General features: G+C 46.3%; 27 protein-coding genes. 8 read left to right on the forward strand and 19 right to left on the reverse strand.

Annotated features, from left to right (window positions below; translation table 11 throughout):
• Nucleotides 1-162: 162 nt before the first annotated feature.
• From fusA to fkpA, 8 genes are all read right to left on the reverse strand, one after another.
• A complete protein-coding gene (fusA, locus tag KI743_RS11635; RefSeq protein WP_032550048.1) occupies nucleotides 163-2,259 on the reverse strand; it encodes an elongation factor G in 2,097 nt (698 codons plus the stop codon).
• A 151-nt stretch (nucleotides 2,260-2,410) separates the two neighbouring features.
• Nucleotides 2,411-2,881, reverse strand: coding sequence for a 30S ribosomal protein S7 (rpsG, locus tag KI743_RS11640; RefSeq protein WP_004737195.1), 471 nt, complete (start codon nucleotides 2,879-2,881; stop codon nucleotides 2,411-2,413).
• Between the two features lie 97 nt (nucleotides 2,882-2,978).
• Complete coding sequence (rpsL, locus tag KI743_RS11645; protein ID WP_004399892.1) at nucleotides 2,979-3,353, reverse strand: 30S ribosomal protein S12; 375 nt, start codon at nucleotides 3,351-3,353, stop codon at nucleotides 2,979-2,981.
• A 181-nt stretch (nucleotides 3,354-3,534) separates the two neighbouring features.
• The gene (tusB, locus tag KI743_RS11650; RefSeq protein WP_285466515.1) at nucleotides 3,535-3,810 is read right to left on the reverse strand and encodes a sulfurtransferase complex subunit TusB; all 276 of its coding nucleotides are present in this window, start codon (nucleotides 3,808-3,810) and stop codon (nucleotides 3,535-3,537) included.
• Nucleotides 3,811-3,819: 9 nt separating this feature from the next.
• Nucleotides 3,820-4,176, reverse strand: a complete 357-nt coding sequence (gene tusC / locus KI743_RS11655) for a sulfurtransferase complex subunit TusC (RefSeq protein ID WP_285466516.1) — start codon at nucleotides 4,174-4,176, stop codon at nucleotides 3,820-3,822.
• Nucleotides 4,173-4,571, reverse strand: a complete 399-nt coding sequence (gene tusD, locus KI743_RS11660; RefSeq protein ID WP_150869367.1) for a sulfurtransferase complex subunit TusD — start codon at nucleotides 4,569-4,571, stop codon at nucleotides 4,173-4,175. The genes tusC and tusD overlap by 4 nt, the downstream gene beginning before the upstream one ends.
• Nucleotides 4,568-5,290, reverse strand: a complete 723-nt coding sequence (locus KI743_RS11665; RefSeq protein ID WP_032550043.1) for a transcriptional regulator — start codon at nucleotides 5,288-5,290, stop codon at nucleotides 4,568-4,570. The genes tusD and KI743_RS11665 overlap by 4 nt, the downstream gene beginning before the upstream one ends.
• Before the next feature lie 182 nt (nucleotides 5,291-5,472).
• A complete protein-coding gene (gene fkpA, locus KI743_RS11670) occupies nucleotides 5,473-6,249 on the reverse strand; it encodes an FKBP-type peptidyl-prolyl cis-trans isomerase (protein WP_150869368.1) in 777 nt (258 codons plus the stop codon).
• A 131-nt stretch (nucleotides 6,250-6,380) separates the two neighbouring features.
• Here fkpA and KI743_RS11675 point away from each other — a divergent pair, with 131 nt between their 5' ends.
• Nucleotides 6,381-7,358 carry a WD40 repeat domain-containing protein gene (locus tag KI743_RS11675; RefSeq protein ID WP_150893272.1) on the forward strand — a complete coding sequence of 326 codons (978 nt, stop codon included), beginning with the start codon at nucleotides 6,381-6,383 and terminating at the stop codon, nucleotides 7,356-7,358.
• Between the two features lie 5 nt (nucleotides 7,359-7,363).
• Nucleotides 7,364-7,591, forward strand: a complete 228-nt coding sequence (locus tag KI743_RS11680) for a SlyX family protein (protein ID WP_032550040.1) — start codon at nucleotides 7,364-7,366, stop codon at nucleotides 7,589-7,591.
• A 110-nt stretch (nucleotides 7,592-7,701) separates the two neighbouring features.
• Here KI743_RS11680 and KI743_RS11685 read toward each other — a convergent pair whose 3' ends face one another.
• The 5 genes from KI743_RS11685 to kefG all read right to left on the reverse strand — a co-directional run bounded on the left by KI743_RS11685 (nucleotide 7,702) and on the right by kefG (nucleotide 12,193).
• Nucleotides 7,702-8,667, reverse strand: coding sequence for an isoaspartyl peptidase/L-asparaginase family protein (locus tag KI743_RS11685; RefSeq protein ID WP_285466518.1), 966 nt, complete (start codon nucleotides 8,665-8,667; stop codon nucleotides 7,702-7,704).
• A 209-nt stretch (nucleotides 8,668-8,876) separates the two neighbouring features.
• Nucleotides 8,877-9,443 carry a peptidylprolyl isomerase gene (gene slyD, locus KI743_RS11690; RefSeq protein ID WP_032550038.1) on the reverse strand — a complete coding sequence of 189 codons (567 nt, stop codon included), beginning with the start codon at nucleotides 9,441-9,443 and terminating at the stop codon, nucleotides 8,877-8,879.
• A gap of 94 nt (nucleotides 9,444-9,537) precedes the next feature.
• Nucleotides 9,538-9,738 carry a YheV family putative zinc ribbon protein gene (locus KI743_RS11695; protein WP_032550037.1) on the reverse strand — a complete coding sequence of 67 codons (201 nt, stop codon included), beginning with the start codon at nucleotides 9,736-9,738 and terminating at the stop codon, nucleotides 9,538-9,540.
• A 71-nt stretch (nucleotides 9,739-9,809) separates the two neighbouring features.
• Nucleotides 9,810-11,606 (reverse strand): glutathione-regulated potassium-efflux system protein KefB, encoded by a 1,797-nt coding sequence (gene kefB, locus KI743_RS11700; protein WP_285466520.1) that lies wholly within the window; start codon nucleotides 11,604-11,606, stop codon nucleotides 9,810-9,812.
• Entirely contained in the window at nucleotides 11,606-12,193 is a 588-nt protein-coding gene (gene kefG, locus KI743_RS11705) for a glutathione-regulated potassium-efflux system ancillary protein KefG (RefSeq protein WP_285466521.1), read from the reverse strand. The genes kefB and kefG overlap by 1 nt, the downstream gene beginning before the upstream one ends.
• Nucleotides 12,194-12,363: 170 nt before the next feature.
• Between kefG and KI743_RS11710 the strand changes: the two genes are divergently transcribed.
• The 6 genes from KI743_RS11710 (at nucleotide 12,364) to crp (ending at nucleotide 18,027) form a co-directional block, all read left to right on the forward strand.
• Entirely contained in the window at nucleotides 12,364-14,286 is a 1,923-nt protein-coding gene (locus tag KI743_RS11710; RefSeq protein ID WP_285466522.1) for an ABC transporter ATP-binding protein, read from the forward strand.
• A complete protein-coding gene (locus KI743_RS11715) occupies nucleotides 14,283-14,771 on the forward strand; it encodes a TIGR02444 family protein (RefSeq protein WP_150869372.1) in 489 nt (162 codons plus the stop codon). The genes KI743_RS11710 and KI743_RS11715 overlap by 4 nt, the downstream gene beginning before the upstream one ends.
• Nucleotides 14,772-14,926: 155 nt before the next feature.
• On the forward strand, nucleotides 14,927-15,904 hold the full coding sequence (locus KI743_RS11720; protein WP_285466524.1) for a hydrolase: 978 nt from the start codon (nucleotides 14,927-14,929) through the stop codon (nucleotides 15,902-15,904).
• 89 nt (nucleotides 15,905-15,993) lie between these two features.
• Nucleotides 15,994-16,206: a YheU family protein gene (locus KI743_RS11725; protein WP_032550029.1), complete on the forward strand. Its 213-nt coding sequence runs from the start codon at nucleotides 15,994-15,996 to the stop codon at nucleotides 16,204-16,206.
• 77 nt (nucleotides 16,207-16,283) lie between these two features.
• Nucleotides 16,284-17,153 (forward strand): phosphoribulokinase, encoded by an 870-nt coding sequence (locus KI743_RS11730; protein ID WP_032550028.1) that lies wholly within the window; start codon nucleotides 16,284-16,286, stop codon nucleotides 17,151-17,153.
• A gap of 241 nt (nucleotides 17,154-17,394) precedes the next feature.
• Nucleotides 17,395-18,027 (forward strand): cAMP-activated global transcriptional regulator CRP, encoded by a 633-nt coding sequence (crp, locus tag KI743_RS11735; RefSeq protein WP_004410522.1) that lies wholly within the window; start codon nucleotides 17,395-17,397, stop codon nucleotides 18,025-18,027.
• Between the two features lie 180 nt (nucleotides 18,028-18,207).
• On the opposite strand, the gene KI743_RS11740 is transcribed toward crp, so the two are convergent.
• The 6 genes from KI743_RS11740 to KI743_RS11765 all read right to left on the reverse strand — a co-directional run bounded on the left by KI743_RS11740 (nucleotide 18,208) and on the right by KI743_RS11765 (nucleotide 25,028).
• Nucleotides 18,208-18,999, reverse strand: coding sequence for a DUF1338 domain-containing protein (locus KI743_RS11740; protein WP_150869374.1), 792 nt, complete (start codon nucleotides 18,997-18,999; stop codon nucleotides 18,208-18,210).
• A gap of 207 nt (nucleotides 19,000-19,206) precedes the next feature.
• Nucleotides 19,207-20,664: a succinylglutamate-semialdehyde dehydrogenase gene (astD, locus tag KI743_RS11745; protein ID WP_285466525.1), complete on the reverse strand. Its 1,458-nt coding sequence runs from the start codon at nucleotides 20,662-20,664 to the stop codon at nucleotides 19,207-19,209.
• Nucleotides 20,665-20,696: 32 nt separating this feature from the next.
• On the reverse strand, nucleotides 20,697-21,716 hold the full coding sequence (astA, locus tag KI743_RS11750) for an arginine N-succinyltransferase (protein WP_152469571.1): 1,020 nt from the start codon (nucleotides 21,714-21,716) through the stop codon (nucleotides 20,697-20,699).
• A 109-nt stretch (nucleotides 21,717-21,825) separates the two neighbouring features.
• The gene (locus KI743_RS11755; protein ID WP_032550023.1) at nucleotides 21,826-23,037 is read right to left on the reverse strand and encodes an aspartate aminotransferase family protein; all 1,212 of its coding nucleotides are present in this window, start codon (nucleotides 23,035-23,037) and stop codon (nucleotides 21,826-21,828) included.
• A gap of 380 nt (nucleotides 23,038-23,417) precedes the next feature.
• Nucleotides 23,418-23,996, reverse strand: a complete 579-nt coding sequence (locus tag KI743_RS11760; RefSeq protein ID WP_285466528.1) for an aminodeoxychorismate/anthranilate synthase component II — start codon at nucleotides 23,994-23,996, stop codon at nucleotides 23,418-23,420.
• Between the two features lie 147 nt (nucleotides 23,997-24,143).
• Nucleotides 24,144-25,028 (reverse strand): endonuclease I family protein, encoded by an 885-nt coding sequence (locus KI743_RS11765; RefSeq protein WP_285466529.1) that lies wholly within the window; start codon nucleotides 25,026-25,028, stop codon nucleotides 24,144-24,146.
• Nucleotides 25,029-25,053: the final 25 nt, after the last annotated feature.

The following is a 25,053-nucleotide window of genomic DNA, read 5'->3' on the forward strand; positions in this document are numbered from 1 at the left end:
TTTTCTTTAGACACGATCGTGTTCCTTCCTAGTTATGATTCGCCACGACCATTATTGGTCGAGACGCGCCAGAAATTGCTATTTTATGCGCCAACTCTCGTTAGCGCAATATTTGGACGCATTAGATCTTTCAAAAAAATGAAAAAAATGCAGCCCTATTGTTTAACCACGCTCTGCAATGATTGCTTTTGCAACATTGTTAGGCACTTCAGCGTACTCACTAAACTCCATAGAGTAAGAAGCACGACCTTGTGTCGCAGAACGTAAATCAGTTGAGTAACCGAACATGACAGACAACGGAACTTGTGCACGAATTATCTTCAGGCCAGCTGTCCCCTCGTCCATACCTTCGATGATGCCGCGACGACGGTTAATATCGCCAACAACGTCACCCATCCAGTCTTCTGGAGTAGTTACTTCAACTTTCATCATAGGCTCAAGCAGAACTGGTTGCGCTTCAAGTGCACCTGTTCTGAAAGCCATAGAGGCAGCGATTGTAAACGCCATCTCACTTGAATCTGTTTCATGGTAAGAACCATCGTATAGTGTAGCTTTGATATCCAGAACTGGATAGCCAGCAAGCACACCATTGTTCATCTGCTCTTCAACGCCTTTAGCCACTGAAGCGATAAACTCTTTAGGTACCGTACCATCGGCAATTTCATCCACGAAGACAAAGCCTTCGCCAACTTCTGATGGTTCCAGTTTCAGCCAAACATGACCGTATTGACCTTTACCACCGTGTTCACGGATAAATTTACCTTCCGCTTTCGCTGTACCACGAATTGTTTCACGGTAAGCCACTTGCGGGTTACCAACGTTGCAGTTCACGCTAAATTCACGCTTCATACGGTCAACGATGATATCTAAGTGTAGTTCACCCATACCAGAAATCAGTGTCTGGCCAGTTTCGTCGTCCATATCGACGCGGAACGATGGGTCTTCTGCTGCTAGCTTAGCTAGAGCGATCGTCATTTTATCTTGATCAGCTTGTGAGCTTGGCTCTACAACGATCTGGATAACTGGATCTGGGAACTCCATACGCTCAAGAACAATCTTATGGTTCTGGTCACATAAGGTTTCACCAGTGGTCACATCTTTTAGACCGATAATAGCGGCGATGTCACCTGCTCGTACTTCTTTTACTTCTTCACGCTTGTTTGAGTGCATCTGAACGATACGCCCCAAACGCTCACGCTGTTGCTTCACTGAGTTATAAGCCGTTTTACCGCTTTCAACTACACCAGAGTAAACACGGATGAAAGTTAGAGTACCAACGAATGGGTCGGTTGCGATCTTAAATGCAAGTGCAGAGAACGGTTCATTGTCATCTGCGTGACGTTCTGCTTCATTCTCGTCTTCATCGATACCTTTGATTGCAGGTACATCAACTGGAGAAGGAAGGAAGTCAACCACTGCATCAAGAACAGCTTGTACACCTTTGTTTTTGAATGCACTACCACAAGTTGCTAGTACGATTTCATTGTTAAGGGTACGAGTACGAAGACCTTGTTTAATCTCTTCTTCTGATAGCTCACCTTCTTCAAGGTATTTGTCCATCAATTCTTCAGAAGCTTCAGCTGCAGCTTCAACAAGTTCTGTACGGTATTCTTCAGCCATTTCTTGCATGTCTGCAGGAATGTCTTCGTATGTGAACGTCATGCCTTGGTCAGCTTCGTTCCAGTTGATTGCCTTCATCTTGATAAGATCGACAACACCTTGGAAGTTTTCTTCAGCACCAATGTTCAATTGAATTGGAACAGGTGTCGCGCCTAGGCGATCCTTGATCTGATCAATTACACGCAAGAAGTCTGCGCCTGTACGGTCCATTTTGTTAACGAAAACCATACGTGGAACTTGGTACTTGTCAGCTTGACGCCATACTGTCTCTGATTGGGGTTCAACACCAGATGAACCACAGAACACAACAACTGCACCATCAAGTACACGCAGAGAACGTTCTACTTCAATCGTGAAGTCAACGTGTCCAGGGGTGTCGATGATGTTGATACGGTGATCTGGGAATTGCGCTTCCATACCACGCCAAAACGTAGTGGTTGCTGCTGAAGTGATTGTGATACCACGTTCTTGCTCTTGCTCCATCCAGTCCATGGTTGCTGCACCATCGTGAACTTCGCCGATTTTGTGAGAAAGACCGGTATAGAACAGAATACGTTCACTTGTGGTTGTTTTACCTGCATCTACGTGAGCAACAATACCGATATTACGGTAGCGCTCAATAGGAGTTTTACGAGCCACGGTTGAATCCTCTTTACTTAGAGACTTAGGGACTATTGCTATACCCAGAGTAGTTGCTAAAAAAGCATCCCTCTAGAAATAGCAATAGTTCCTAGCATACGCATAGGAACTAAAGAAGTGCTGCAAGGAACCTTGCAGCACTGAAAAGGTATTACCAACGGTAATGTGCGAACGCTTTGTTTGCGTCAGCCATGCGGTGAACGTCTTCACGCTTCTTAACCGCAGTACCTTTGTTCTCAGACGCGTCTAGCATTTCAGCTGCTAGGCGTTGAGCCATAGATTTTTCACCACGCTTACGCGCAGCTTCAACTACCCAACGCATAGCAAGTGCGTTACGGCGAACCGGACGTACTTCTACAGGTACTTGGTAAGTTGAACCACCTACACGGCGAGATTTAACCTCTACCGCTGGGCGAACATTTTCAAGAGCTTCTTCAAATACAGCTAAGTGATCTTTACCAGATTTCTCAGCCATTGCATCTAGTGCAGTGTAAACGATTTTTTCTGCAGTAGATTTCTTACCGTCAACCATTAGGATGTTAACGAATTTTGCCAGCAGTTCAGATTTGAACTTTGGATCTGGAAGGATCTTACGCTGACCGATGACGCGACGACGTGGCATGGATTTTCTCCGTTGTCTTCTTCAGGTTATCCAAAACTTTTCAGTTTCTTCAAAAATTAAAATTAATTTAGTGTTTGGCCTTACTTAACGGATACCATTAAGATTTTGGACGCTTAACACCGTACTTAGAACGACCTTGCTTACGGTCGTTAACGCCAGCACAGTCTAGTGCGCCGCGAACTGTGTGGTAACGTACACCCGGAAGGTCTTTTACACGACCGCCACGGATTAGAACAACACTGTGCTCTTGAAGGTTGTGACCTTCACCACCGATGTACGAAGTTACTTCGAAACCGTTAGTTAGACGTACACGACATACTTTACGTAGTGCCGAGTTAGGTTTTTTAGGTGTAGTAGTGTAAACACGAGTACATACACCACGTTTTTGTGGACACGCTTCTAGTGCAGGCACGTTGCTTTTAACAACTTGCTTTGCACGAGGCTTACGTACCAACTGGTTAATAGTTGCCATTAACTAGCTCCTGAAATTTACTTGAAAGTAAGCTTTGTGAAAAATCTATCCCTAACTACACGTGGCAATTAGGGACGCAAAATTCTATTCAGCAGTGGGATGTGTGTCAAGAAATATACAGATCTTTTTTAGCCATCTAGAGCTAAGGATGCTCTATTTGGTCGATAAAAGTGGTAAAGGGTTACCAAGTGATGGATTGCTGGTGCTGTTCAGTGAGTGTAACGAAGCCCAAATAATCCACTTTTGTTAATGATTTCGACGCGAGGTTTTGCAAACCACGGCTGTTGAGATCTGGCTCGAGCACAGACACTTCTTCGATATTCATTAGCTGCTGCGCAAGCTCATGGTTTGGCAATGCTGCGTAAACCGCGTCTTCCGTTAACAGTAAGTGTTCACTCGGCTGGCGATAGGCAAGCGCGAGATTAAGCTTTTCGATCGTCTTAATGATGTGCAGCATGTTAAACCTTTAAAATGTGAGTATCTGGTCGCATTGAGCAAACTGCTGCGCCATAGCACTTGGTGCCAGTACTTGAGTATCAATAACCAGTTGTTCACTCGATAGTCCGAAGCGCTGTAAGCTCTGCTCACACACGTAAACCTGCTCGATATCGTAAAGCTCCATCAACTTAAATGCCGCAATGTAATCACGAGACAAAGACTCGCCTGGCCGCTGTTGCTCTAGCAGTTGTGTTACGCCATTGCCGACGAAGAACACCGAAATCTCCTCGGTGTAAGCGGAAGCCGCTAGAAGTGCATCTAAGCCTTCTCTGCCCGATGCTGTACTATGAGGAAAGCTGTTAAATACGTACCCTAACTTTTTCAAAACTGCACTACCCTATCTTGAGTCAACATCGCCTCAGCAAGACTGCCTAGCCCTGCTTGCTCAAAACCATCCGCCAAGTTGTGATTTTCAAGCTGATGTTGATTCGCTTCATCTTCACTGACAACGCCTCGACGCAATGCAGCTGCAACACAGGTTTCCAAGCGAACTTCATGTTGTGATGCAAGCTTTTGCCACGCTCCAGCAAGATCAAATTCATCGTTAGCCGGCACGGTCAGTGCGGAACCATTACTCACCCCGTCTTGATAAAAGAAGACACTCTTCAGTTGGTGTCCTCTCTCTATCAAAGCAAGCGCAAACTGGTAGGCATTTTTCGCAGATTGGGAGCCATAGATTGGCCCATTAACTAACAGGGTATACGTTAGGCTTGAACTCAACTCTCATCATCCTCTGTTTTACGCTGACGGATATACAGGTAAACCGTATGTTTTGAGATATTTAGGCGCTCTGCAACGCGGTTAATCGCATCTTTAATATCAAAGATACCTTTGTCGTAAAGCTCCATCACGATCTGACGGTTCTTAGTGTTGTTCGATACCGACTTATCAGCATTGATCTCTTCGATGGTACGCTCCACGGTTTGGTCTACCAGCTCTTCAACGTCACTTGCAAAGTTCACTGAAGACGCCGCTTCATCTGCATCTTGCGTTGGCATGAAAGATTGCAGTACTTGTGAGAACGGAGCATCAAGGTTTACGTTGATACAAAGCAGGCCGATAACTCGGTCGTCACCATTACGGATAGCCACCGTAATCGACTTCATCAATACACCGCCTTTTGCGCGTGTAAAGTACGAACGAGAGAAGTTACGCTTAGAGCCTTCAATATCTTTCAGCATCTTCAGCGCTAAATCGGTGATTGGAGAACCAACCTGACGCCCAGTGTTCTCGCCGTTGGCAATCTTAATCGCAGAGGTATTGAGATCCTCTAGCGAGTGCAAAACGATTTCACAAAACGGACCAATAAGACTTGCGATGCCATCAACAACGGCTTCATAAGACCTCAGAATGATTTTATCGTGTTCACTGAATGGCATGACATTGACTGATTCCATTTCAAGTAACACATCCGCATTGACTGTTTCTGTAGTAGTCACTTAATTCCTTACCTTCGTGTGAAAAATCAACAAATTTATGTAAGTTTATCAGAAATTTTTAATTGCACACCTAGCTAACATTGCAACTAGTGATTTAGAACAAGTTAAAAAACCAATTACTCAAAATGACAGCATAAAAAAAGGCCTAACTGAGTTAGGCCTTAGAACACTTCGTGAAACGATTATTGTGCAGCTGTTTCTTCTGCGTTATCAATCTTCAGTAGCTCAACTTCAAATACAAGCGTTGAGTTTGCTGGAATTGTTGGTGTGTCTTGCTCACCATACGCTAGCTCTGGCGGGATAACGAACTTGTACTTAGAGCCCACTTGCATTAGCTGTACGCCTTCCGTCCAACCTGGGATTACGCGGTTTAGTGGGAATGTTGCTGGTTCGCCACGATCGTAAGAGCTATCAAACTGAGTACCGTCAGTTAGTGTGCCTTTGTAATGTACTTGTACAGTGTCAGTATCTTTTGGAGACTCACCTTCCGCCGCTGTCATTACTTGGTATAGTAGGCCAGAGTCAGTTTTTTGAACGCCTTCTGTTTTCTCAAACTCAGCACGGTAGTCTTCACCCGCTTTCTTAGTTGCTGCTGATTTCTCTGCAGCTTGAGCTTGCATTGTTTCTGCTACACGCTGATCAAGAGCTTCTAGTGCAGCGCGCGTCTCGTCTTCGTTTAGTGCAGTGTTACCTGCGAATACATCTTCGATACCTTTCAGTACCATCTCTTTATCTAGGTTGATGCCTAGTTCGCTTGGCTTATCAATGCTTGTACTTAGGTAGTTTGCAAATGAAACACCGATTGCGTAAGCCGCTTTGTCGTCTTCTGTTTTAAAGTTTACTGCTTCAACTTTCACTTCTTCGACTTGAGGAGCTTCTGCCTTTGGTTCTTCTTTCTGACAACCAACTGCTAGCATAACCGTCGCGGCAAGCAGTGATACTTTTAAAACTGATTTCATTGAATACTCCAATTAATGGCCAAGCCATTGGTTATTGTGCACAAATCTAATGATTAGATTGGTGTGAATACGTTAGTTATAACAATATACTAGTTCTATGTCTTCTGACACAAACCGGATTGTTAGACGTGATGCGAATATTTTTTCACTCATTACTATATGCAATTGTCATCACTCTGTTAAATGGATGTTTTTTCTTCCAAGAGGATGATCAACGTTGGGATATCGAACCCAGCGGTGCCACCAGCTTTGCGTTAAGCAGAGACGGTCGTTTTGCCCTGCTCTATTCCCAGCAGAAACACTTGCTGCTATGGGATCTTGCAGAGAATCAAGAACTCGCCCAACTTGGAGAGCAAGATCAAGAAAGCTCTCCTGTTACACGAATCAAAATCTCTGACAATGGTCGCTATGCGGTGACAGCCAGTCAGATGAACTTTGCCGTTTGGGACCTAACTTGGACGCAAGCCGAAGGACTTTGGTCGATCTCTGACGGATTGATCCGTGATGTCGACATCTCCAGTAACGGCGAGAAAGTCCTACTCGGGTTATCAAACGGTAAAGCCATCTACGTGGACTTAGTCACTGGTCGCCGCTTAGAGTTCCTTGCTCACCGAGAAAAAGTCAATTCAGTGTCGCTCTCGTCCAATGGCCGCTATGCGCTTTCAGGTGGCAACGACTACAAAGCCTACCTTTGGGATACAGAAACAGGGCTGGTTTTGCGTACCTTCGAGCATGAACAGCGCGTTGTGCGAGTCGTACTCCAACGGGATGGTGAGCTGGCTTTTACCTCTGATGGCGGAAACCAAGCCATAGTTTGGGATCTTGAAACGGGTGAGCCACAAGCGGAGCTACAAAGCTGGTCGCGCCAACTGATCTTCTCAACCGCTCGCTTCTCTGATGATGGTCTGCAACTCGTCACGGGTACACCATCAAGCCAGGTTAGTATTTGGGATACGCAGACCGGCAAGCGCATCGCTCGCTACGAAGCGGAGCCGTTAAAAGATGCTCGCCCTCCTCGTGCGGTAGTGTATGATGCAGCCTTTGATAATCAGAGCCGTGTAATATCGGGAACATCAGCGGGCATTGCCCAAGCTTGGAACGTGGATTAAGAACGATGACAGAGAAGCTAGTTGAACAACTAGAGAGCCGAGTGAATGACCTTGAGTGTCAGCTGGCTTTCCAAGAGCAGACCATTGAAGAACTCAATGAGGCACTGAGCCAACAACAATTGCTGATCACTAAGATGCAAGACCAAATGAAATATGTTGTCGGTAAGGTTAAGAATATCGACGGCTCAAATCTGGCTGACGCATCAGAAGAGACGCCACCGCCACACTACTGATATTCAGATGTCGGCAGTGAGAGTTTCTGTGAATGCAAAAAGGGTGACCATGAGTCACCCTTTTTGTTTTATACACATCAGTTAATGCTCAACCCTGCCGATAAGTCCGTTTAATCATCGGCGTAGATTTTCACTTCTACGGTACCATCTACATCAACACTCGCACGATACATACCTGAGCTGTTCATGCCGAAGTGAATCTCACCTTGGCTATCAATGGCGATTAAGCCACCTTCTCCGCCCATCTCTTTCAATTCACCCTGAATGATATGTTCACAAGCTGTATGCACGTCTTCTTTCAAGTAACGCATACGCGCCGCCACATCACTTGCAACCATCTTACGCAGGAAGAACTCACCCATTCCTGTGGTAGAAACGGCAACATTGCCATTCTCAGCAATAGTCCCTGCACCTATGATGGGTGAATCGCCAACACGACCGTACTTCTTGTTCGTTACGCCACCGGTACTGGTCGCTGCAGCGAGATTACCCGCTTGGTCTAATGCGACAGCACCTACCGTGCCGTACTTTTTATCATCTGGGTATTTGTTGGCTTGCTGTTCATCATATTTCGCCTCAGACAGTGCGAAGATACCTTTCTCTTTCATCGACTGCAGCTGATCGTAACGACGCTCGGTGAAGAAGTAATCTTGCTCAGTAAAGGTATAGTCATGTTCAAAGGCAAATTTCTCTGCCCCTTCACCAATCAGTAATACGTGATCGCTTTTCAACATCACATCGCGAGCCAGCTCGATCGGATTTTTAATATGACGCACTCCAGCAATGGCACCCGCATCCATCTCTTTACCATGCATCACAGATGCATCCATCTCGACGAATTCATCATGAGTCAAAACCGAGCCTTTACCCGCATTGAAGTGTGGGCTGTCCTCCATCACTTTAACAGCGGCCACAACGGCATCCAGTGCATCACCACCCGACTTTAGAATTTGATGCCCTGCCAATACGGACTTTTCTAAGGCTTCAACGATGCCAGTTTTGAGCTCATCACTCATCTGTTCTCGTAAAATCGTCCCAGCGCCACCATGTATCGCGATAGAAAAAGGGTGTGACATAGATGCTCTCCATTTGCCTGTCTTGGTCTTTTGCTTACCAATACCATATTCATCAGGCTGTGTCTGGTAAAGGCGAATAATTTAGGTCCGCCAGCTCGAAGAGTCTGTCTCAAAAGTAACGACGTAAACCCGCATCGACAACGACCATACAGCAGATACAAAAAAGCCTCCACGAGGGAGGCTTTCTATATTCAGCTTGGGTTCACTAATTAGTGAGAACCACAGCCACCGCCACCGCAGCAGCCTTCTTTTTTCTCTTCACCGTGGTCGTGACCTTCGCCACCACAGCAGCCGCCTTCATGGTCGTGACCTGCTTGGTGAATGTGACCGTGTTGAATCTCTTCTTCAGTCGCTTCACGAACCGCTACAACTTCAACGTCGAACGTTAGAGTTTGGCCAGCTAGCATGTGGTTGCCGTCTACAACAACTTCGTCGCCGTCAACTTCAGTCACTTCTACTGGGATTGGGCCTTGGTCTGTGTCAGCTAGGAAGCGCATACCAACTTCGATCTGCTCAACACCTTGGAATACGTCTGCTGGTACACGTTGAACAAGTGCATCGTTGTGCTCGCCGTATGCTTCTTCAGGTGCAACTGTTGCAGAGAATTTGTCACCCGCAACTTTACCTTCAAGCTCTTTTTCAAGACCTGTGATTAGGTTGTTATGACCGTGAAGGTAATCTAGTGGAGCTTCTGCAGTTGATTGGTCAACTACTACGCCATCTTCAAGTTTCACTTGATATGCAACACTAACTACTACGTTCTTTTCAATTTTCATGAGAGCTCCAAGGAGGTTTGGACTAAGCTCCAACAATTGAGCTTAGGAAAAATTCTGTACCGGGATATTATGGGGATCAATTAACGAAACTCAATCATTCCGGCTTAAAAATACCGATCATTTCTTGATTAGCGTGTTCAGATTTCTCTACAGTTTTCGGTTTACGCTGCTCTGTAAAGTCACAATCAACACACTCAACCAGCTCAATATTGTTCTCTACCCACCAGCGCAGAGTATCTTGAGAGTTGCAGCTTGGGCAGCTAGCGCCAGCAATAAAGCGTTTTTTCTGTTTCACGTTATCTATCCTTTACAACTTGGATGCGTGCCATTTAACCATGGCTGTTATCTTATTATTTTATCGGCAGTTTACTGCCAGTAGTTTCGAGATTGATGATCATTTTCCATCTCATGCCCAAAAATCTCTTCCAACTCTTTACGAGCCTCTTTGGCCCTTTGTGCTAATTCCGCATCTTCACTGTGCTGAGGAAGCAGGTCTTTTAGCATGGCGTTATCGAGTTTGCGGAAATGCGCCTCCGCACGTTTTGCTTTGTATGGGTGCATGCCGAGTTCAGTCAGAGCTTGTCTACCCAAGTCTAACGCTCCTAAGAAGGTTTCACGAGAGTAGTTGGTCACACCGTGGTTCAATAGTTGGTACGCTTCAACACGACTTCGAGCACGTGCCAAGATTTTTAGGCGCGGGAAGTGTTGGCGACACAGATCGACCGTTTTCATGATCTCATCTGGTGAGTCAGTACAAAGAATAATGGCTTCGGCTTTATCAGCGCCCGCAGCACGCAAAAGTTCTAGATGCGTCGAGTCACCGTAAAACACTTTATAACCGAACTTACGCAAGATATGGATTTGGCTCGCGTCGCTCTCAAGAATAGTGATACGAATCTTATTGGCATACATCAAGCGCCCAATGATCTGACCGAAGCGACCAAAGCCCGCAATGATCACGCGTGGGCTGCGATCCACGACGTCAGAAGACATCGCATTCTCACTGATTTGATTCAACTGACGTGCAAAGAACCTATCTTGCAATTTAAGCATCAGTGGCGTGGTGACCATTGATAGGCTCACAACAACTAATAGGAAAGAGACTTGCTCCATACTCAAGATGCCTTGAGCGCTCGCTGCCGTGAAGATAACGAAAGCAAACTCACCACCTTGGCTTAAGATCATCGCCATACGGCTACGCGCTTTCGCTTGTGTACCAAAGATACGAGCAAGGGCATACAACACCAGGCCTTTCATCACAACCAAAGCAGATACAGCCATCAAGATTGCAAACGGGCTTTCGGCAAGTAGTCCTAGGTTTACTGCCATACCCACAGAGATAAAAAACAGACCTAAGAGCAGCCCTTTAAATGGTTCAATCGCAATCTCTAACTCGTGGCGGTATTCACTCTCAGCCAGTAGAACGCCCGCCAAGAAAGTACCGAGAGCCATCGACAATCCAATCTGCTGCATGATCACCGCAATACCAATTACCAGCAGTAGCGCTGCAACGGTAAACAGTTCACGAACACCGCTCAATACTACGTAGCGAAACAACGGACGAAGTAGGAAGTGACCACCGACCAACAAACCGACGACACCAGCCAGCATCCACAACATGTCTGCCCAACTACCACCGGTATTACCCGCGAGCAATGGTAGCAGCGCCAGCATTGGGATCACCGCAATATCTTGGAACAGCAATACTGCAAAGCCTGACTGCCCGGCCTCCTTGCCGCTCAGCTCACGCTCTTCAATAACGCGCAGCGCAATCGCGGTTGATGAGAGTGCCAGACCCATACCGATAACCAAACTGGTCTGCCAACTCAAACCAAAGAGACACGCTACCCCTGTGATCAGTAGCGTTGTTATAACCACCTGAGCGCCACCGAGGCCTAATATGGGCCCCCGCATGGTCCAGAGTTTTTTGGGATTAAGTTCGAGACCAATGAGAAAGAGCAGCAGCACCACCCCGAATTCGGAGAAATGGAGAATCGCTTCGACGTCGCTGATTAATCCAAGTCCCCAAGGGCCAATCGCCACGCCCGCCAAGAGGTAACCAAGTACAGAGCCTAGTCCAGCACGCTGAGCAATAGGCACCGCGACGACGGCAGCCGATAGGAAAATCACACTGCTTTGGAGGAATTCATTGGTTAATGCCATTACTGCGCCTCCCTGTGCTGCTGTTCAAGAAGTTGCAATGGTTCTCTCAACCAATTTCGGTACGACTCGGCGTGTTGATAACGCGTCATGTCTGATACATTTCGAGCCCAATGCAGAACCAGAGGCTCTAGCCAGTGCATTTGACACAGGGCTGCCGTCAGCTCAAAGGGTTGCAAGATCTCTTGTAGTGGATATTTATTATAGCCCGAAGCACCAAATGCCTCCTCTTTACCACCTGTCGTGATCACACTGCGCCAGTACTTACCTTTCAATGCACTTTGATCACCAAACGCAAAACCTTTACCTAGTACGCGATCAAACCACTCTTTGAGTAACGCAGGGCAAGAGTACATAAACAGAGGGTGTTGGAAGACGATGATGTCATGTTCAAGAAGCAGCCCATGCTCAAACGGAACATCAATAAAGAAGTCCGGATAGGCCGCATAGAGATCATGAATTTTAACATGACCGAGCGACTCTATTTTTTTCAGCATCACTTGATTAGCAATAGAGGTTTGAGGCTCTGGGTGAGCAAAAATCACCAAGACCTTGGGTACTGTGTTATTTGTAGATAACAAATCACTCATTCCTTTGAAACATTCCTTACAGGGCAAACGGTGGCAATGCCAAGAAAATTCTAACAAAAGTTATTAATATGTTATTGGCATCATAACCCAATTTGCATTGTGATCGACTTTTATCTGGTTTCCGCCTACTATGCAGGCGTCTGTTCACCTCTTAATTCTTTGCGATTTCTATGATTACTTTCTCGGATATTCAACTACTGCGCGGCGGTAAACCTCTGCTTGACCAAGCATCTGCGACTCTACACCCTGGCGACAAGGTGGGTTTAGTTGGTAAAAACGGTTGTGGTAAGTCCACACTGTTCGCTCTTATCAAAGACGAACTATCGATTGATGCAGGGTCATTCAGCAAGCCAGCACACTGGGAGCTGGCATGGGTAGCTCAAGAAACGCCAGCGCTCGAGAGAACCGCAATTGAGTATGTGATTGATGGTGATCGTGAATATCGTGGTTTAGAAGAGCAGCTGCTGAAAGCAGAACAAGCGGATAACGGTACACTGGTGGCCGAGATTCACGGCAAGATCGAAACTATTGGCGGCTACAGCATCAAAGCAAGAGCTGCAGAACTACTGGACGGCTTAGGCTTTAGCCAAGAGCAGATGAGTTGGAACCTGACTCAGTTCTCGGGTGGTTGGCGTATGCGCCTGAACTTAGCACAGGCTCTATTGTGCCGAAGTGACCTACTGCTACTCGATGAACCGACCAACCACTTGGACTTAGACGCTGTAATGTGGCTAGAGCGTTGGCTGCAAACCTACCCAGGCACACTTATCCTAATTTCGCACGATAGGGACTTCCTAGACCCTATCGTCAATCGCATCGTTCACGTTGAGAACCAGAAACTCAATGAGTACACAGGTAACTACTCATCGTTCGAGAATCAGCGTGCCCAGAAGTTAGTGCTGCAACAAGCAATGTACCAGAAGCAACAGAAACAGATGGCGCATATGCAGAGCTACATCGACCGCTTCCGCTACAAAGCATCAAAAGCACGCCAAGCACAAAGCCGTATCAAGGCGCTCGAAAAGATGGAGCAAGTATTGCCGGCTCAATTCGATAACCCATTCAGTTTCGAATTTAGAGAGCCTGACGCGCTGCCAAACCCTATCTTGATGATGGATGAAGTATCAGCAGGCTACGGCGATAATCTGATCCTCGAGAAGATCCGCTTGAACCTTGTTCCAGGTAGCCGCATTGGTCTACTGGGTCGTAACGGTGCAGGTAAATCGACGTTAATCAAGCTGCTGTCTGGTGAGCTGAAGCAACAAGCCGGTGAGCTGAGCTACTCGCAAGGTGTCAAGATTGGTTACTTCGCACAGCATCAATTAGAAACCTTGCACCCAGAAGAGACGCCACTACAACACATGATGCAGATTGCGCCAAAGCATACTGAGCAACAACTGCGTGATTACTTAGGTAGCTTTGGTTTCCAAGGAGACAAAGCGCTGGATAAGGTCGCCCCTTTCTCTGGTGGCGAAAAAGCACGCCTCGTACTGGCTCTGCTGGTTTGGCAGAAACCGAACCTATTGCTACTCGATGAACCAACCAACCACCTAGATTTAGACATGCGCCAAGCACTCACCATGGCGTTGCAAACCTTCGAGGGCGCAATGGTGATTGTATCGCACGATAGATACCTACTTCGTGCAACAACCGATGATTTATACCTAGTGCATGACCGTCAGGTCGCGCCTTTCGACGGTGATCTAAACGACTACTACAAATGGCTCACTGACCAGCAAAAAATCGAGCGTAAAGAGGCACAGGCGCAGGCACCAGCTAAAGATGGCACCAACAGTGCTGCAGCTAAGAAAGAGCAGAAACGCCGTGAGGCAGAATTTAGAAAACTGACTGCTCCGCTGCGCAAGAAACTGACCCAGTTCGAGAAACAAATGGATAAGTTCACAGCGGATCTAGAGGAAGCTGAACAGCAATTGTCTGACACTTCGCTGTATGAAGCCGAAAATAAAGCTAAACTTAATCAAGTACTCGCACTACAAGCCACCAGTAAATCTCAACTTGAAGAGGTTGAAATGGAGTGGATGTCTGTTCAAGAAGAGCTTGAGCAGATGGAACAGGATATGGAAAATTTATGAGTTCAGAGCATGCACCGACAACGCTAACACTAGAGAGACTGTGGCAATTTAGCCTCAGCTATTACAGTGCTCGCGGCGTTAAAGATGCATGTCTGACCCTACAAAACCAATATCATGGTAACGTGAATCTACTGCTGCTCCTCAAATGGTTAGACGAGCAGCAATTGGCCTTCAAAGAGACTGAGTGGCACAACATTCAACAGTGTTTAAGCCGCTCAGAATCCCTGCTGCTCAGTTATCGAGAGCTACGTAAACACCTTAAGCCTCATGTGGTCGACTCACTGTATCGAGAAGCGCTGCAGTTCGAACTCCAACTCGAAAAGCAGCAACAATCGGATCTGGTAGACTGTATCAATCGCCTTCCTCTGACATCAAACGCAACTACACCGCTGGTGTTGCAGTACTGTCGCTTGCTCTCTGCCGAGTCACTATATGAATTCTTTTCAGAGCCACTGGCACCCGAAGAACATAGCGCTATTAACTAGACGTCACATTACTACACTTATTTTTCAATACATTAGCTGCGTCAATTCTTGGTCAACACTCATCACTCACCACTTGCGCACCGCGTCAAGATAGACCAAGCTCAAAGAGAAACGCGAGTGATATCTCAGCCCCAGAGAATGATGGAACCTCTACTATGACAATTTTTACCGCTGCGACTGGCCTATCTAACCCCCACCTTCAGACCTTGGTCCCTAGGTTTATTCGTAAGCAGGCGCTGTTCCACCCTCACTGGCAAACACTTGAAACGCCTGACCATGATTTTCTCGATTTAGCGTGGAGCGAAGACCCAAGTAACGAAGGTCTCGATCGCAAGCCAATCTTCGTGCTCTTTCATGGCCTTGAGGGCAGCTTTGAAAGCCCCTATGCCAACGGTCTTATGAACGCTTTTGCCGAAGATGGATGGTTATCGGTAATGATGCATTTTCGTGGCTGCAGCGGTAAACCCAACCGCCTAGCTCGCGCGTATCACTCCGGTGAAGTAGAAGATGCACGCTTTTTCTTAAGAAACCTGCATGCTCAGTTTCCGAATAATCCTAAGGTAGCTGTCGGTATCTCTTTGGGCGGTAACATGTTGGCCAACTACCTCGTTGAATACGCTGACGATCCTCTACTTTCCGCGGCGACCATTGTCTCAGCGCCGTTTGATCTTGCCAGTTGTTCAAGCCGAATCGAACAAGGGTTTTCTAAGGTCTACAAGAAATACTTGTTGAACTCACTTAAATCCAATGCGCTCAAGAAAGAGAAGCTGCTTTCAGAAAAGTTAGGCATCACCGCAGACACGATCAAGAAGATCGAAAAGCTGTATGAGTTCGATGATTTGATCACCGCACCTTTGCATGGCTTTAAGAATGCACAAGATTACTACGCGCAATGTTCTGCACTACCAAAGCTTAATCGCATTAAGCTGCCTACGCAGATCATTCATGCCAAAGACGATCCTTTCATGACCGATGATGTGATTCCGAAATTCATTCTACCGGATAACATAGATTACCGGCTGTTTCAGAAAGGTGGGCACGTTGGCTTCATTACTGGTAGCACCTTCAACCCTAAGTTTTGGTTAGAAGAGGCACTGCCTGCCTATTATGAAAGTATTCAAGATTCGGCATAATAGCGCCACATTAAGGCCAGTACTCAAAAACTAAAGCGAACCTTAGTAACCTTTAAACATATCCATGAACATAAAAGAGAGATGTATTTATGATCATTCCATGGCAAGACATCGCCCCTGAAACTCTAGAAAACCTTATCAAGGAATTCGTGCTCAGAGAGGGTACCGATTACGGCGATGTTGAGATCTCACTGCAATCAAAAATCGACCAAGTAAAACAGCAACTGCAATCAGGAGAAGCGAGCATTGTTTTTTCTGAACTACACGAAACTGTCGATATACAACTCACTAAACGCTTCTAGGCTGCCATAAAAAAATAGCCGTGTTATAGTGGAAAACGATTGCTAACAAGTAAGTTATTCTAACGACAAGGGTTGTCATGTCCGCTAAACATCCAATTATTGCGGTTACGGGTTCTTCAGGAGCCGGTACCACCACTACCTCAGAAGCCTTCCGAAAAATGTTCAACATGATGGATGTGAAGGCGGCTTGGGTTGAAGGCGATAGTTTCCACCGCTTTACTCGTCCAGAAATGGATGTCGAGATCCGAAAGGCTCGAGAGCAAGGCAAGCACATCAGTTACTTTGGCCCACAAGCCAACGACTTTGGTGCGCTTGAAGAGTTCTTCCGTCAGTATGGTAACGAGGGGACTGGGCAAGTCAGACGCTACCTGCACACCTTTGATGAGGCAGTGCCTTACAATCAAATGCCGGGCACTTTTACCCCATGGCAAGAGATTCCAGAAAACTCTGATGTGATGTTTTACGAAGGTTTACATGGTGGGGTTGTTGATGGTGATGTGAACGTATCGCAACACGTTGACCTGCTGATTGGCATGGTACCCATCGTCAACCTAGAGTGGATTCAAAAATTCGTCCGAGATACACGTGATCGCGGGCATTCACGTGAAGCGGTAATGGACTCTATTGTTCGTTCAATGGACGACTATCTCAACTACATTACCCCACAGTTTTCACGTACCCATATCAATTTTCAGCGAGTACCGACCGTTGATACCTCTAACCCACTTAATGCAAAGGGCATCCCTAGCCTTGACGAAAGTTTCGTAGTTATTCGTTTGCGTGGTATCAAAAACGTCGATTTCCCGTACTTACTCGCTATGATTGATGGCTCATTTATGTCTCGTCACAATACACTTGTTGTGCCAGGCGGGAAAATGAGCTTTGCTATGGAGCTCATCGTAAGACCAATCTTACAACAGCTCATTGAAACGGGAAAAATTGGCTAACGGAACAGCATTCCGGTTGATTACTTTTCATACCGTGATCATGTGCACAATTTTGCGTAAAAAATCGTAGCTTGGTCACGATTAAAATCAAGAAATAGTGACTGAAAAAGGATACTATTCTTAACCGAAACACAAGATAGCTTGCAGCACAGAACAAGTGCTCTTATCCTAAGAAGTCAAATTCAGGCTTAGCTAAAATATGGAAAGCGGCAAGCATACCCTGCAGAGGAAGTGAGATATTATGGTTCTAGGTAAACCTCAAACCGATCCAACATTAGAGTGGTTCCTTTCACACTGTCATATTCATAAGTACCCTTCAAAGAGTACTCTGATTCACGCTGGTGAAAAGGCAGAGACCCTGTACTACATCGTTAAGGGTTCTGTGGCAGTTCTTATCAAAGACGAAGAAGGTAAGGAAATGATTCTTTCTTACCTAAACCAAGGCGACTTTATCGGCGAACTTGGTCTATTCGAAGAAGACCAAGAGCGTACTGCATGGGTTCGTGCAAAATCTCCTTGTGAAGTTGCAGAGATTTCTTTCAAGAAATTCCGTCAACTTATCCAAGTGAACCCAGACATCCTGATGCGTCTTTCTGCGCAAATGGCTAGCCGTCTTCAAGTAACCAGCCAAAAAGTTGGTGACTTAGCGTTCCTTGACGTTACTGGTCGTATCGCACAAACGCTACTAAACCTAGCGAAACAACCTGATGCGATGACTCACCCAGACGGCATGCAAATCAAGATCACTCGTCAAGAGATCGGTCAGATTGTTGGCTGTTCACGTGAGACTGTAGGTCGTATCTTGAAGATGCTAGAAGAGCAAAACCTAATTTCTGCTCACGGTAAAACTATCGTTGTTTACGGTACTCGTTAATCTCGATTAACTGAGCAAAAATTCAAAAGCCACCAAACGCGAATTTGGTGGCTTTTTCTTTATCGATAGAAGATACGAGATACGAGATACGAATGGAGCACACGAGGCTCTCGCCTTGTAGACACTCTCGAAGCGAAGCGTCCCCAAATCTTTAGGGCAACACCGTGCTCGTACCTTTCGTTACCCGTTAGTACTTTCGAAGATCTTGTCGGCCGATGCTGCAACAAAACCTGTGTAAAGCTCGCCATTAGCCATTGGGTAGCGCTTAGCAAACTCATAGAAGCCGCCTGGAACTAACTCCGCACCTTCTGAGAATTCAACTTTCACTTTATCCGCCATTGTTGATGATTGCTCTAGCAGAACCTCTGGAGAGCCTTTCACTTGACCGCCAACACTATTGATCGTAAAGCCAGACTCACTCAGGTGATCATTCACGGCTTGGACTTCGGTGAACTCATTTAGCTGGTTCACACTCACGGTAAAGTGGTTAGCACCGTAACCATGCGCGGCCAACCAAGACGCGTATTCGCTCTCTGTCGCCAATTGTTTGTAATCTTGGAAATCCAAGTCCCAAAGACGACCGCCATATAGGAAGTCTTGCCCTTCTAACTTGCTTGCATCCACCTGCGCAACCAACTTAGCAACGATCGCTTGTAGCTCTGCAGAACACTCTTCCACTTTCAGTTCACTAATGAACACTTTTGGCTGGGTTGGATCTGGGTGTTCAAAGTGCTTAGCCACGAGTTTCTTACTTTCAAACAGGTAGTCACCACACGCTTTGTAACCAAGTGCTAAGAAAGGTTTAGCAAGCGTATCAATCCCCAAAGGCGCAACATTAAACGTACGCAGCGCGATGTGATCATTGATAAGGTCTTCCTCTTCTTTCAACAGCTGATGTACCTTCTCAGCAGATGGGCAGAGGCGTTCGATGTAGTCATCCCATAGGGATTTGAACAGTAGATCGGGTGTCATGGTGACTCCTTGTCGGGTTCTAGCAAGCTAGAGAGTTGGATTAGAAAGAGTGTGGCTGCGACGAGGCGTCAGCAGCCATCAGCTTGTGACATACTTATTTTATAATTATATCTCGCAAGGTCAGACGCCTTGCGAGTAATCCAAAGGAGGCCAAACTTCCCTGCCTCCAATTGATGGTTTACGTTGTTAGTGGTGATTAATTGCTTTCTACAATTCGATACCCGGGCTAAAGGTCGCTGGAAGTTGCGTTTCACCGCCTTCCATCGATGCCATTGGGTATGCACAGTAGTCCGCTGCGTAGTAAGCACTCGGGCGTAGGTTGCCTGAAGCACCTGGGCCACCAAATGGTGCGTCACCACTTGCGCCTGTTAGCTGACGGTTACGGTTAACAATACCTGCACGGATGTGATCAACGAAGTACTCCCACTCAGAGTCGTCTGTTGATACAAGTCCTGCAGACAAACCAAAACGTGTATCGTTCGCCAATTCAACCGCTTGCTCTAGTGACTCATAACGAACCACTTGTAGTAGTGGGCCGAAATACTCTTCATCTGGCAGCTCTGCAATATTGGTTGCATCGATGATGCCCGGTGTTACGAATGCAGCTTCACCAGCTTTCGCTTCAACTAGACTTACACCACCTAAAGATTGCAGGTTTGCTTGCGCATCTAGAATGAACTTAGCCGCCGCTTCTGAGATTTGTGGCCCCATGAAAGGAGCTGGCTCAGCGAAAGGTTGGTCTACACGAATCTTCTTAGTTGCTGCCACTAGGCTATCGAGCAGCTGATCACCCTTCTCACCCACTGGAACATAGAGACGACGCGCACAAGTACAACGTTGACCTGCACTGATAAAGGCTGATTGAATAATGGTATATACCGTAGCATCAACATCACCAAAGTGTTCACTGATCACCATAGGGTTGTTACCACCCATTTCTAGTGCCAGCATCTTACCCGGTTGACCAGCAAACTGACGGTGCAGTATGTGACCCGTGTTAGCACTGCCCGTAAATAGCACGCCATCGAGACCTTTAGCATCCGCTAGAGCAATACCTGTCTCTTTAGCGCCTTGAACAAGGTTAATGACACCAGCAGGTAGGCCAGCTTCTTGCCAAAGCTTCATCGCGAACTCACCTGTCCACGGTGTCTGCTCCGATGGTTTGAATACAATCGTATTGCCCGATAGCAATGCAGGAACAATATGACCATTAGGCAGGTGGCCTGGGAAGTTGTAAGGCCCAAATACTGCCATCACACCTAGAGGGCGATGACGCAGAACGATCTGATTACCTGCCGCTTCACGTGATGATTCACCAGTACGATCATGATATGCACGAATTGAGATAGCAATCTTACCCGCCATCGCACCCGCTTCAGTGCGAGTTTCCCAGATTGGTTTACCCGTTTCTTTAGCAATGATTTGTGCGATCTCTTCGCTGTTCTCTTTCACTTTTTCCGCAAACTTAAGCACAATCGCTTCACGCTCAGCAAAGCTAAGTTTCTTCCAAGTTAGGAACGCTTCGCGCGCCGCAGCTACCGCTGATTCAACTTGAGCAGGTGTAGCACTGTCGCCATTCCACACTACTTGGTTGTCGTATGGGCTAACTGATGTCATCGCTTCGCCTTGACCGGCTACCCATTGCCCTGCAATCCACTGAGTCATACTTCTATCCTTCTTTGACTAACCATCAAGCTCTATTGAGCCAACATACGAACAAAATCGCCTTCTTGAACTTCCAACGCCTCAGCCACATTCGGCGCAAGGATCACTTTACCGCTAGCTTGGTCATAAGCACCTTTAGCAGCGACCGCTCGGAAGTTTTCAAATGAGGTGTTACCAATCAGGTAATCTTGGGAGCTTGCATGCTCACTGATTTCAACCTGAGCACGAATTGAGTGGCGCACCGATTCGATATTACGCAAATCACACTCAACCGTTGGGCCTGCATCGAAGATGTCGACGTAACCACGGTTAGTAAAGCCTTCACGCTCAAGCAGTTTCAATGCTGGGCGTGTTTTCTCGTGTACTTGACCAATTACATCTTGTGCTTCTTGGCTCAACAGGTTGATGTAAATTGGCAGCTTAGGCATCAGATCAGCAATAAAGCCTTTCTTACCAATACCCGTTAGATAGTCCGCCAACGTAAAGTCGATTGAGAAAAAGTGCTCTTGAAGCCACTGCCAGAATGGTGAGTTACCATCATCATCAGATACACCACGCATTTCCGCAAAAATGGTCTCAGAGAAGCGCTCTGGGTGTTCAGCCATAAGTAGGAAACGACACTTAGACATTAAGCGGCCGTTTAATCCTTTACGGAAGTCAGGGCGTAAGAACAGCGTACAAATTTCACTGCAACCTGTGTAGTTATTACCAAAAGTCAGTAGCTTAACAACGTTATTTACTTTAAGTCGTTGTGAAGAGTGCACCACTTTGCTGATGTGGTAAGAGTAAAAAGGCACATCCCAGCCAATCGAGGCTTCAATGCCCGTCGTGCCAGCAACTTCGCCCGTTTCAACGTCAAAACCGACCATTAGGTAACCTTCGTCACCCGGCTCAGTTACGTTTTCTTTAGCAAAGCTGTATTCAGAGTGTGTAATTCGATTGGTTAACAGTTCTTCGTTAACCGGAAGAGATGTGAATCCATGTCCTGACTCGACCGCACAGGTGTGTAGCGCATCGTAATCAGATAATTTAATTGGGCGTACAACAAGCATCATTATTCCCTCCAGATGCAAAACAGGCCCAAAACATTAAGCTTGGGCCTTGAGCTGTGCGTCATGAGATCGCTCTTGTGGCGATCATTTCTATGACGCCGCTTGAGGCTTATACTAGCGAAGCAATTGCTTTATCTAGTTTTGCTAAGCCCTCTTCAATTTCTTCTTTAGTGATTACAAGTGATGGTGTGAAACGAACAACGTTTGCACCTGCAACCAACACCATTAGACCTTCTTTACCCGCAGCAACTAATACGTCGCGCGCACGGCCTTGCCATTCGTCATTCAGGGCAGCACCTAGTAGCAGACCTTTACCACGAACTTCACTAAAGATTTGATATTTTTCATTAATCTTCTCTAGACCATCACGGAATAGCGCTTCACGCACCTTCACGCCCTCTAGAGTTTCAGGTTGGCTAACAACATCAACAACCGCTTCTGCAACTGCACATGCTAGTGGGTTACCACCGTAAGTTGAGCCATGAGTACCCACTTTCAGGTGTGGTGCTAGCTCGTTAGTTGTTAGCATTGCACCGATTGGGAAACCACCACCAAGTGATTTTGCAGTGCTCAAGATATCCGGAGTCACACCCAAGCCTTGGTAAGCGTAGAAGTTACCCGTGCGGCCGTTACCTGTTTGTACTTCATCGAAAATCAGCAGTGCATTGTGCTTATCACACAGTTCACGCACAGTGTTCACAAACTCTGATGTTGGAGAAATGATGCCGCCTTCGCCTTGCAGAGGCTCCATCATAATGGCACAAGTACGATCAGAGATATGTGCTTCTAGTGCTTCGATATCATTGTATGGAAGGTGAGTTACATCACCAGGTTTAGGACCAAAGCCATCTGAGTATGCAGCTTGACCACCAACAGTAACCGTAAAGAATGTACGACCGTGGAAACCTTGTTTAAATGCAATGATTTCAGATTTTTCTGGACCATGAACGTCTGCAGCCCAACGACGAGCTAGCTTCAGTGCCGCTTCGTTCGCTTCTGCACCTGAGTTTGCAAAGAATACTTTCTCTGCAAAACATACGTCTGTTAGCTTTTTAGCTAGGCGCAGTGCTGGCTCATTAGTCATTACGTTACTTAGGTGCCACAACTTATTTGCTTGTTCAGTCACAGCGTCAACCATCGCTGGGTGACAGTGACCCAAACAGCTCACCGCAATACCACCAGCGAAGTCGATATACTCACGACCCTGCTGATCCCAAACGCGTGCCCCTTCCCCTTTTACTGGGATCATTTCCATAGGGTTGTAACAAGGCACCATGACCTCATCAAATAGACTACGTTCCACTTTATTTTCCACTGTCATCACACATTCCTTCTCGATACTGCAAGCTTCGCAAAATAAGCGTAATGGTTCATATCCGAGACAAAGGTATTTTGTCTCGCCATCATCCTGCTGCAGCATTATATTTACATTTAATTAACCTTTTCAATAGTAGATTATTCTTTCGCCACGCTAAACAGCCAGGCGAACGTTACTACCTATGACTATTTATGCATCAAGGTATCTATTTTATGAAGCTTTTTTTACTTATACGCGCTTTAGGAAAGAAGAAATGCAGGTAAAACAGGCTCTGAGAGGGGATCGAGAGGAAATAACGCGAATAACTTTGCATAGACAGAAAAAGCATTATTCACATCTATAAATGTTATAAAAAGTGATCGGTGTCAGAGGGATTCAAGCGCTCAGCGTGCTAGAAAATTAGCAAGCAGTTGGTGCCCTTGCTCTGTTTTAATCGATTCAGGGTGAAATTGCACTGCGTCGATCGGCAAAGTCTTATGTTGATAGCCCATGATTTCGTCCATACGGCCATCTTCAAACTCAGTCCAAGACGTCAGTTCAAAACAGTCCGGCAGAGTACCGTTCTTCACGACCAAGGAGTGGTAGCGAGTGACTGTTAGCGGATTGTTCAACCCTTGAAAAACGCTCTTACCAGTATGGCGAATTGGCGAGGTTTTTCCATGCATTACCTGTCTGGCTCTCACCACTTCGCCACCGAAGACTTGGGCGATAGCTTGGTGACCGAGACACACACCTAAGATAGGCAGCTTACCAGCAAAGTATTCGATAGCAGCAAGCGAAATACCCGCATCATCAGGTGTACATGGCCCAGGAGAGATCACAAGGTGATTTGGTTTGAGCGCTTCTATACCGGCAATATCAATCTCATCATTGCGCACAACCTTGACCTCTGCACCCAACTCACAAAAGTATTGGTACAGGTTGTAGGTAAAAGAGTCGTAGTTGTCGATGATAAGTAACATACGTAAATCGTAACCGTATTGAAGAGAACAATAGGATGTGTATTGTGCAGTAAGAGATTAGAAAGGCAAGTCTTTCTACTTATTTACTATTTAAACGAGCCCCATAAAGAAGAGGCGCACTAGGCGCCTCATATCGTTTTTCTTAGATTACTTACAATCTTTCTCGAAGATGGTATCAACCCAATGAGGGTTATCTACGAATGGGTTACGGTTGCCCTGAATCTTTTGAATTTTGCTGTTGCGGTTAAATTCAAAGTGATCAACTGGGTCTTGCTCATTCCATTCTAGAAGTACACAAACATTACCTAAAGCAGTGCCGTTATTGGTTACGCTTGGCACAAGTTCAAGGTCTGGGTTAGAGACATCGCTGGTATCTTTGCCTTCATAGCGCGTTGCCATGTAGAACATCATACGAGCAACATCACCCTTCACTTCATCACGAGGCTCAAACGAATCGCCGTCTTTTAAGTTACCCGCTTCAGGAGACTCTGAAGTTGGCGAACCACCATTATCAAACTCTAGGTTACCGCGCTCAGAGTTGATAGACGCATCTGTTGGGCGAAGGTGGTGAATGTCGGTATATGCCGCAGCACGACTGTCATTGAACTCACCATTCGATTTAGGGTAACTGTGCTCACGGTTCCAAGCATCACCATCGTTGTTGCCGCTGCTGGTAAATGTTTTCAACTGAGAGCGACCGGTATACATCAGAATAACATTACTGCTGTTGTCTGGGTCTTCATCAGTCGTAGCAAGAGCATCCCATACATCACCATAAGAGAGCTGTGTAATCCCCGTCGAGATGATGTTGTTTAGTGCTTCTTTCAGCTCATCGCCTGTTTTGTTCAATGCGCTGTCGTAGTAGCCATCTGGGTTGTGTACTTCACCTGGTGGAACCGGTGGCTCAACAATCGTCGTTTGACAAGTTACCTTAGGTAGCGTGCCGACAACATGTGGATCATGTGCTTGTTCATATGCCGCATTAACACTGAATGCACACGGGATAAGTAAAGTCAGTAGTGTCTTTTTCATACTTTTAATTAGGGGCGAAGAGGCC

It is taken from the genome of Vibrio sp. D420a, assembly GCF_030248625.1.
GTDB lineage: Bacteria > Pseudomonadota > Gammaproteobacteria > Enterobacterales > Vibrionaceae > Vibrio > Vibrio fortis_A.

Coding starts and splice junctions, on each gene's coding strand:
- rpsG (WP_004737195.1), bottom strand. CDS start 2,881: ATGCCACGTCGTCGCGTCATCGGTCAGCGTAAGATCCTTCCAGATCCA.
- rpsL (WP_004399892.1), bottom strand. CDS start 3,353: ATGGCAACTATTAACCAGTTGGTACGTAAGCCTCGTGCAAAGCAAGTT.
- tusB (WP_285466515.1), bottom strand. CDS start 3,810: ATGCTGCACATCATTAAGACGATCGAAAAGCTTAATCTCGCGCTTGCC.
- fkpA (WP_150869368.1), bottom strand. CDS start 6,249: ATGAAATCAGTTTTAAAAGTATCACTGCTTGCCGCGACGGTTATGCTA.
- KI743_RS11675 (WP_150893272.1), top strand. CDS start 6,381: ATGCGAATATTTTTTCACTCATTACTATATGCAATTGTCATCACTCTG.
- KI743_RS11680 (WP_032550040.1), top strand. CDS start 7,364: ATGACAGAGAAGCTAGTTGAACAACTAGAGAGCCGAGTGAATGACCTT.
- KI743_RS11685 (WP_285466518.1), bottom strand. CDS start 8,667: ATGTCACACCCTTTTTCTATCGCGATACATGGTGGCGCTGGGACGATT.
- slyD (WP_032550038.1), bottom strand. CDS start 9,443: ATGAAAATTGAAAAGAACGTAGTAGTTAGTGTTGCATATCAAGTGAAA.
- kefB (WP_285466520.1), bottom strand. CDS start 11,606: ATGGCATTAACCAATGAATTCCTCCAAAGCAGTGTGATTTTCCTATCG.
- kefG (WP_285466521.1), bottom strand. CDS start 12,193: ATGAGTGATTTGTTATCTACAAATAACACAGTACCCAAGGTCTTGGTG.
- KI743_RS11710 (WP_285466522.1), top strand. CDS start 12,364: ATGATTACTTTCTCGGATATTCAACTACTGCGCGGCGGTAAACCTCTG.
- KI743_RS11715 (WP_150869372.1), top strand. CDS start 14,283: ATGAGTTCAGAGCATGCACCGACAACGCTAACACTAGAGAGACTGTGG.
- KI743_RS11720 (WP_285466524.1), top strand. CDS start 14,927: ATGACAATTTTTACCGCTGCGACTGGCCTATCTAACCCCCACCTTCAG.
- KI743_RS11725 (WP_032550029.1), top strand. CDS start 15,994: ATGATCATTCCATGGCAAGACATCGCCCCTGAAACTCTAGAAAACCTT.
- KI743_RS11730 (WP_032550028.1), top strand. CDS start 16,284: ATGTCCGCTAAACATCCAATTATTGCGGTTACGGGTTCTTCAGGAGCC.
- crp (WP_004410522.1), top strand. CDS start 17,395: ATGGTTCTAGGTAAACCTCAAACCGATCCAACATTAGAGTGGTTCCTT.
- KI743_RS11740 (WP_150869374.1), bottom strand. CDS start 18,999: ATGACACCCGATCTACTGTTCAAATCCCTATGGGATGACTACATCGAA.
- astD (WP_285466525.1), bottom strand. CDS start 20,664: ATGACTCAGTGGATTGCAGGGCAATGGGTAGCCGGTCAAGGCGAAGCG.
- astA (WP_152469571.1), bottom strand. CDS start 21,716: ATGCTTGTTGTACGCCCAATTAAATTATCTGATTACGATGCGCTACAC.
- KI743_RS11755 (WP_032550023.1), bottom strand. CDS start 23,037: ATGACAGTGGAAAATAAAGTGGAACGTAGTCTATTTGATGAGGTCATG.
- KI743_RS11760 (WP_285466528.1), bottom strand. CDS start 23,996: ATGTTACTTATCATCGACAACTACGACTCTTTTACCTACAACCTGTAC.
- KI743_RS11765 (WP_285466529.1), bottom strand. CDS start 25,028: ATGAAAAAGACACTACTGACTTTACTTATCCCGTGTGCATTCAGTGTT.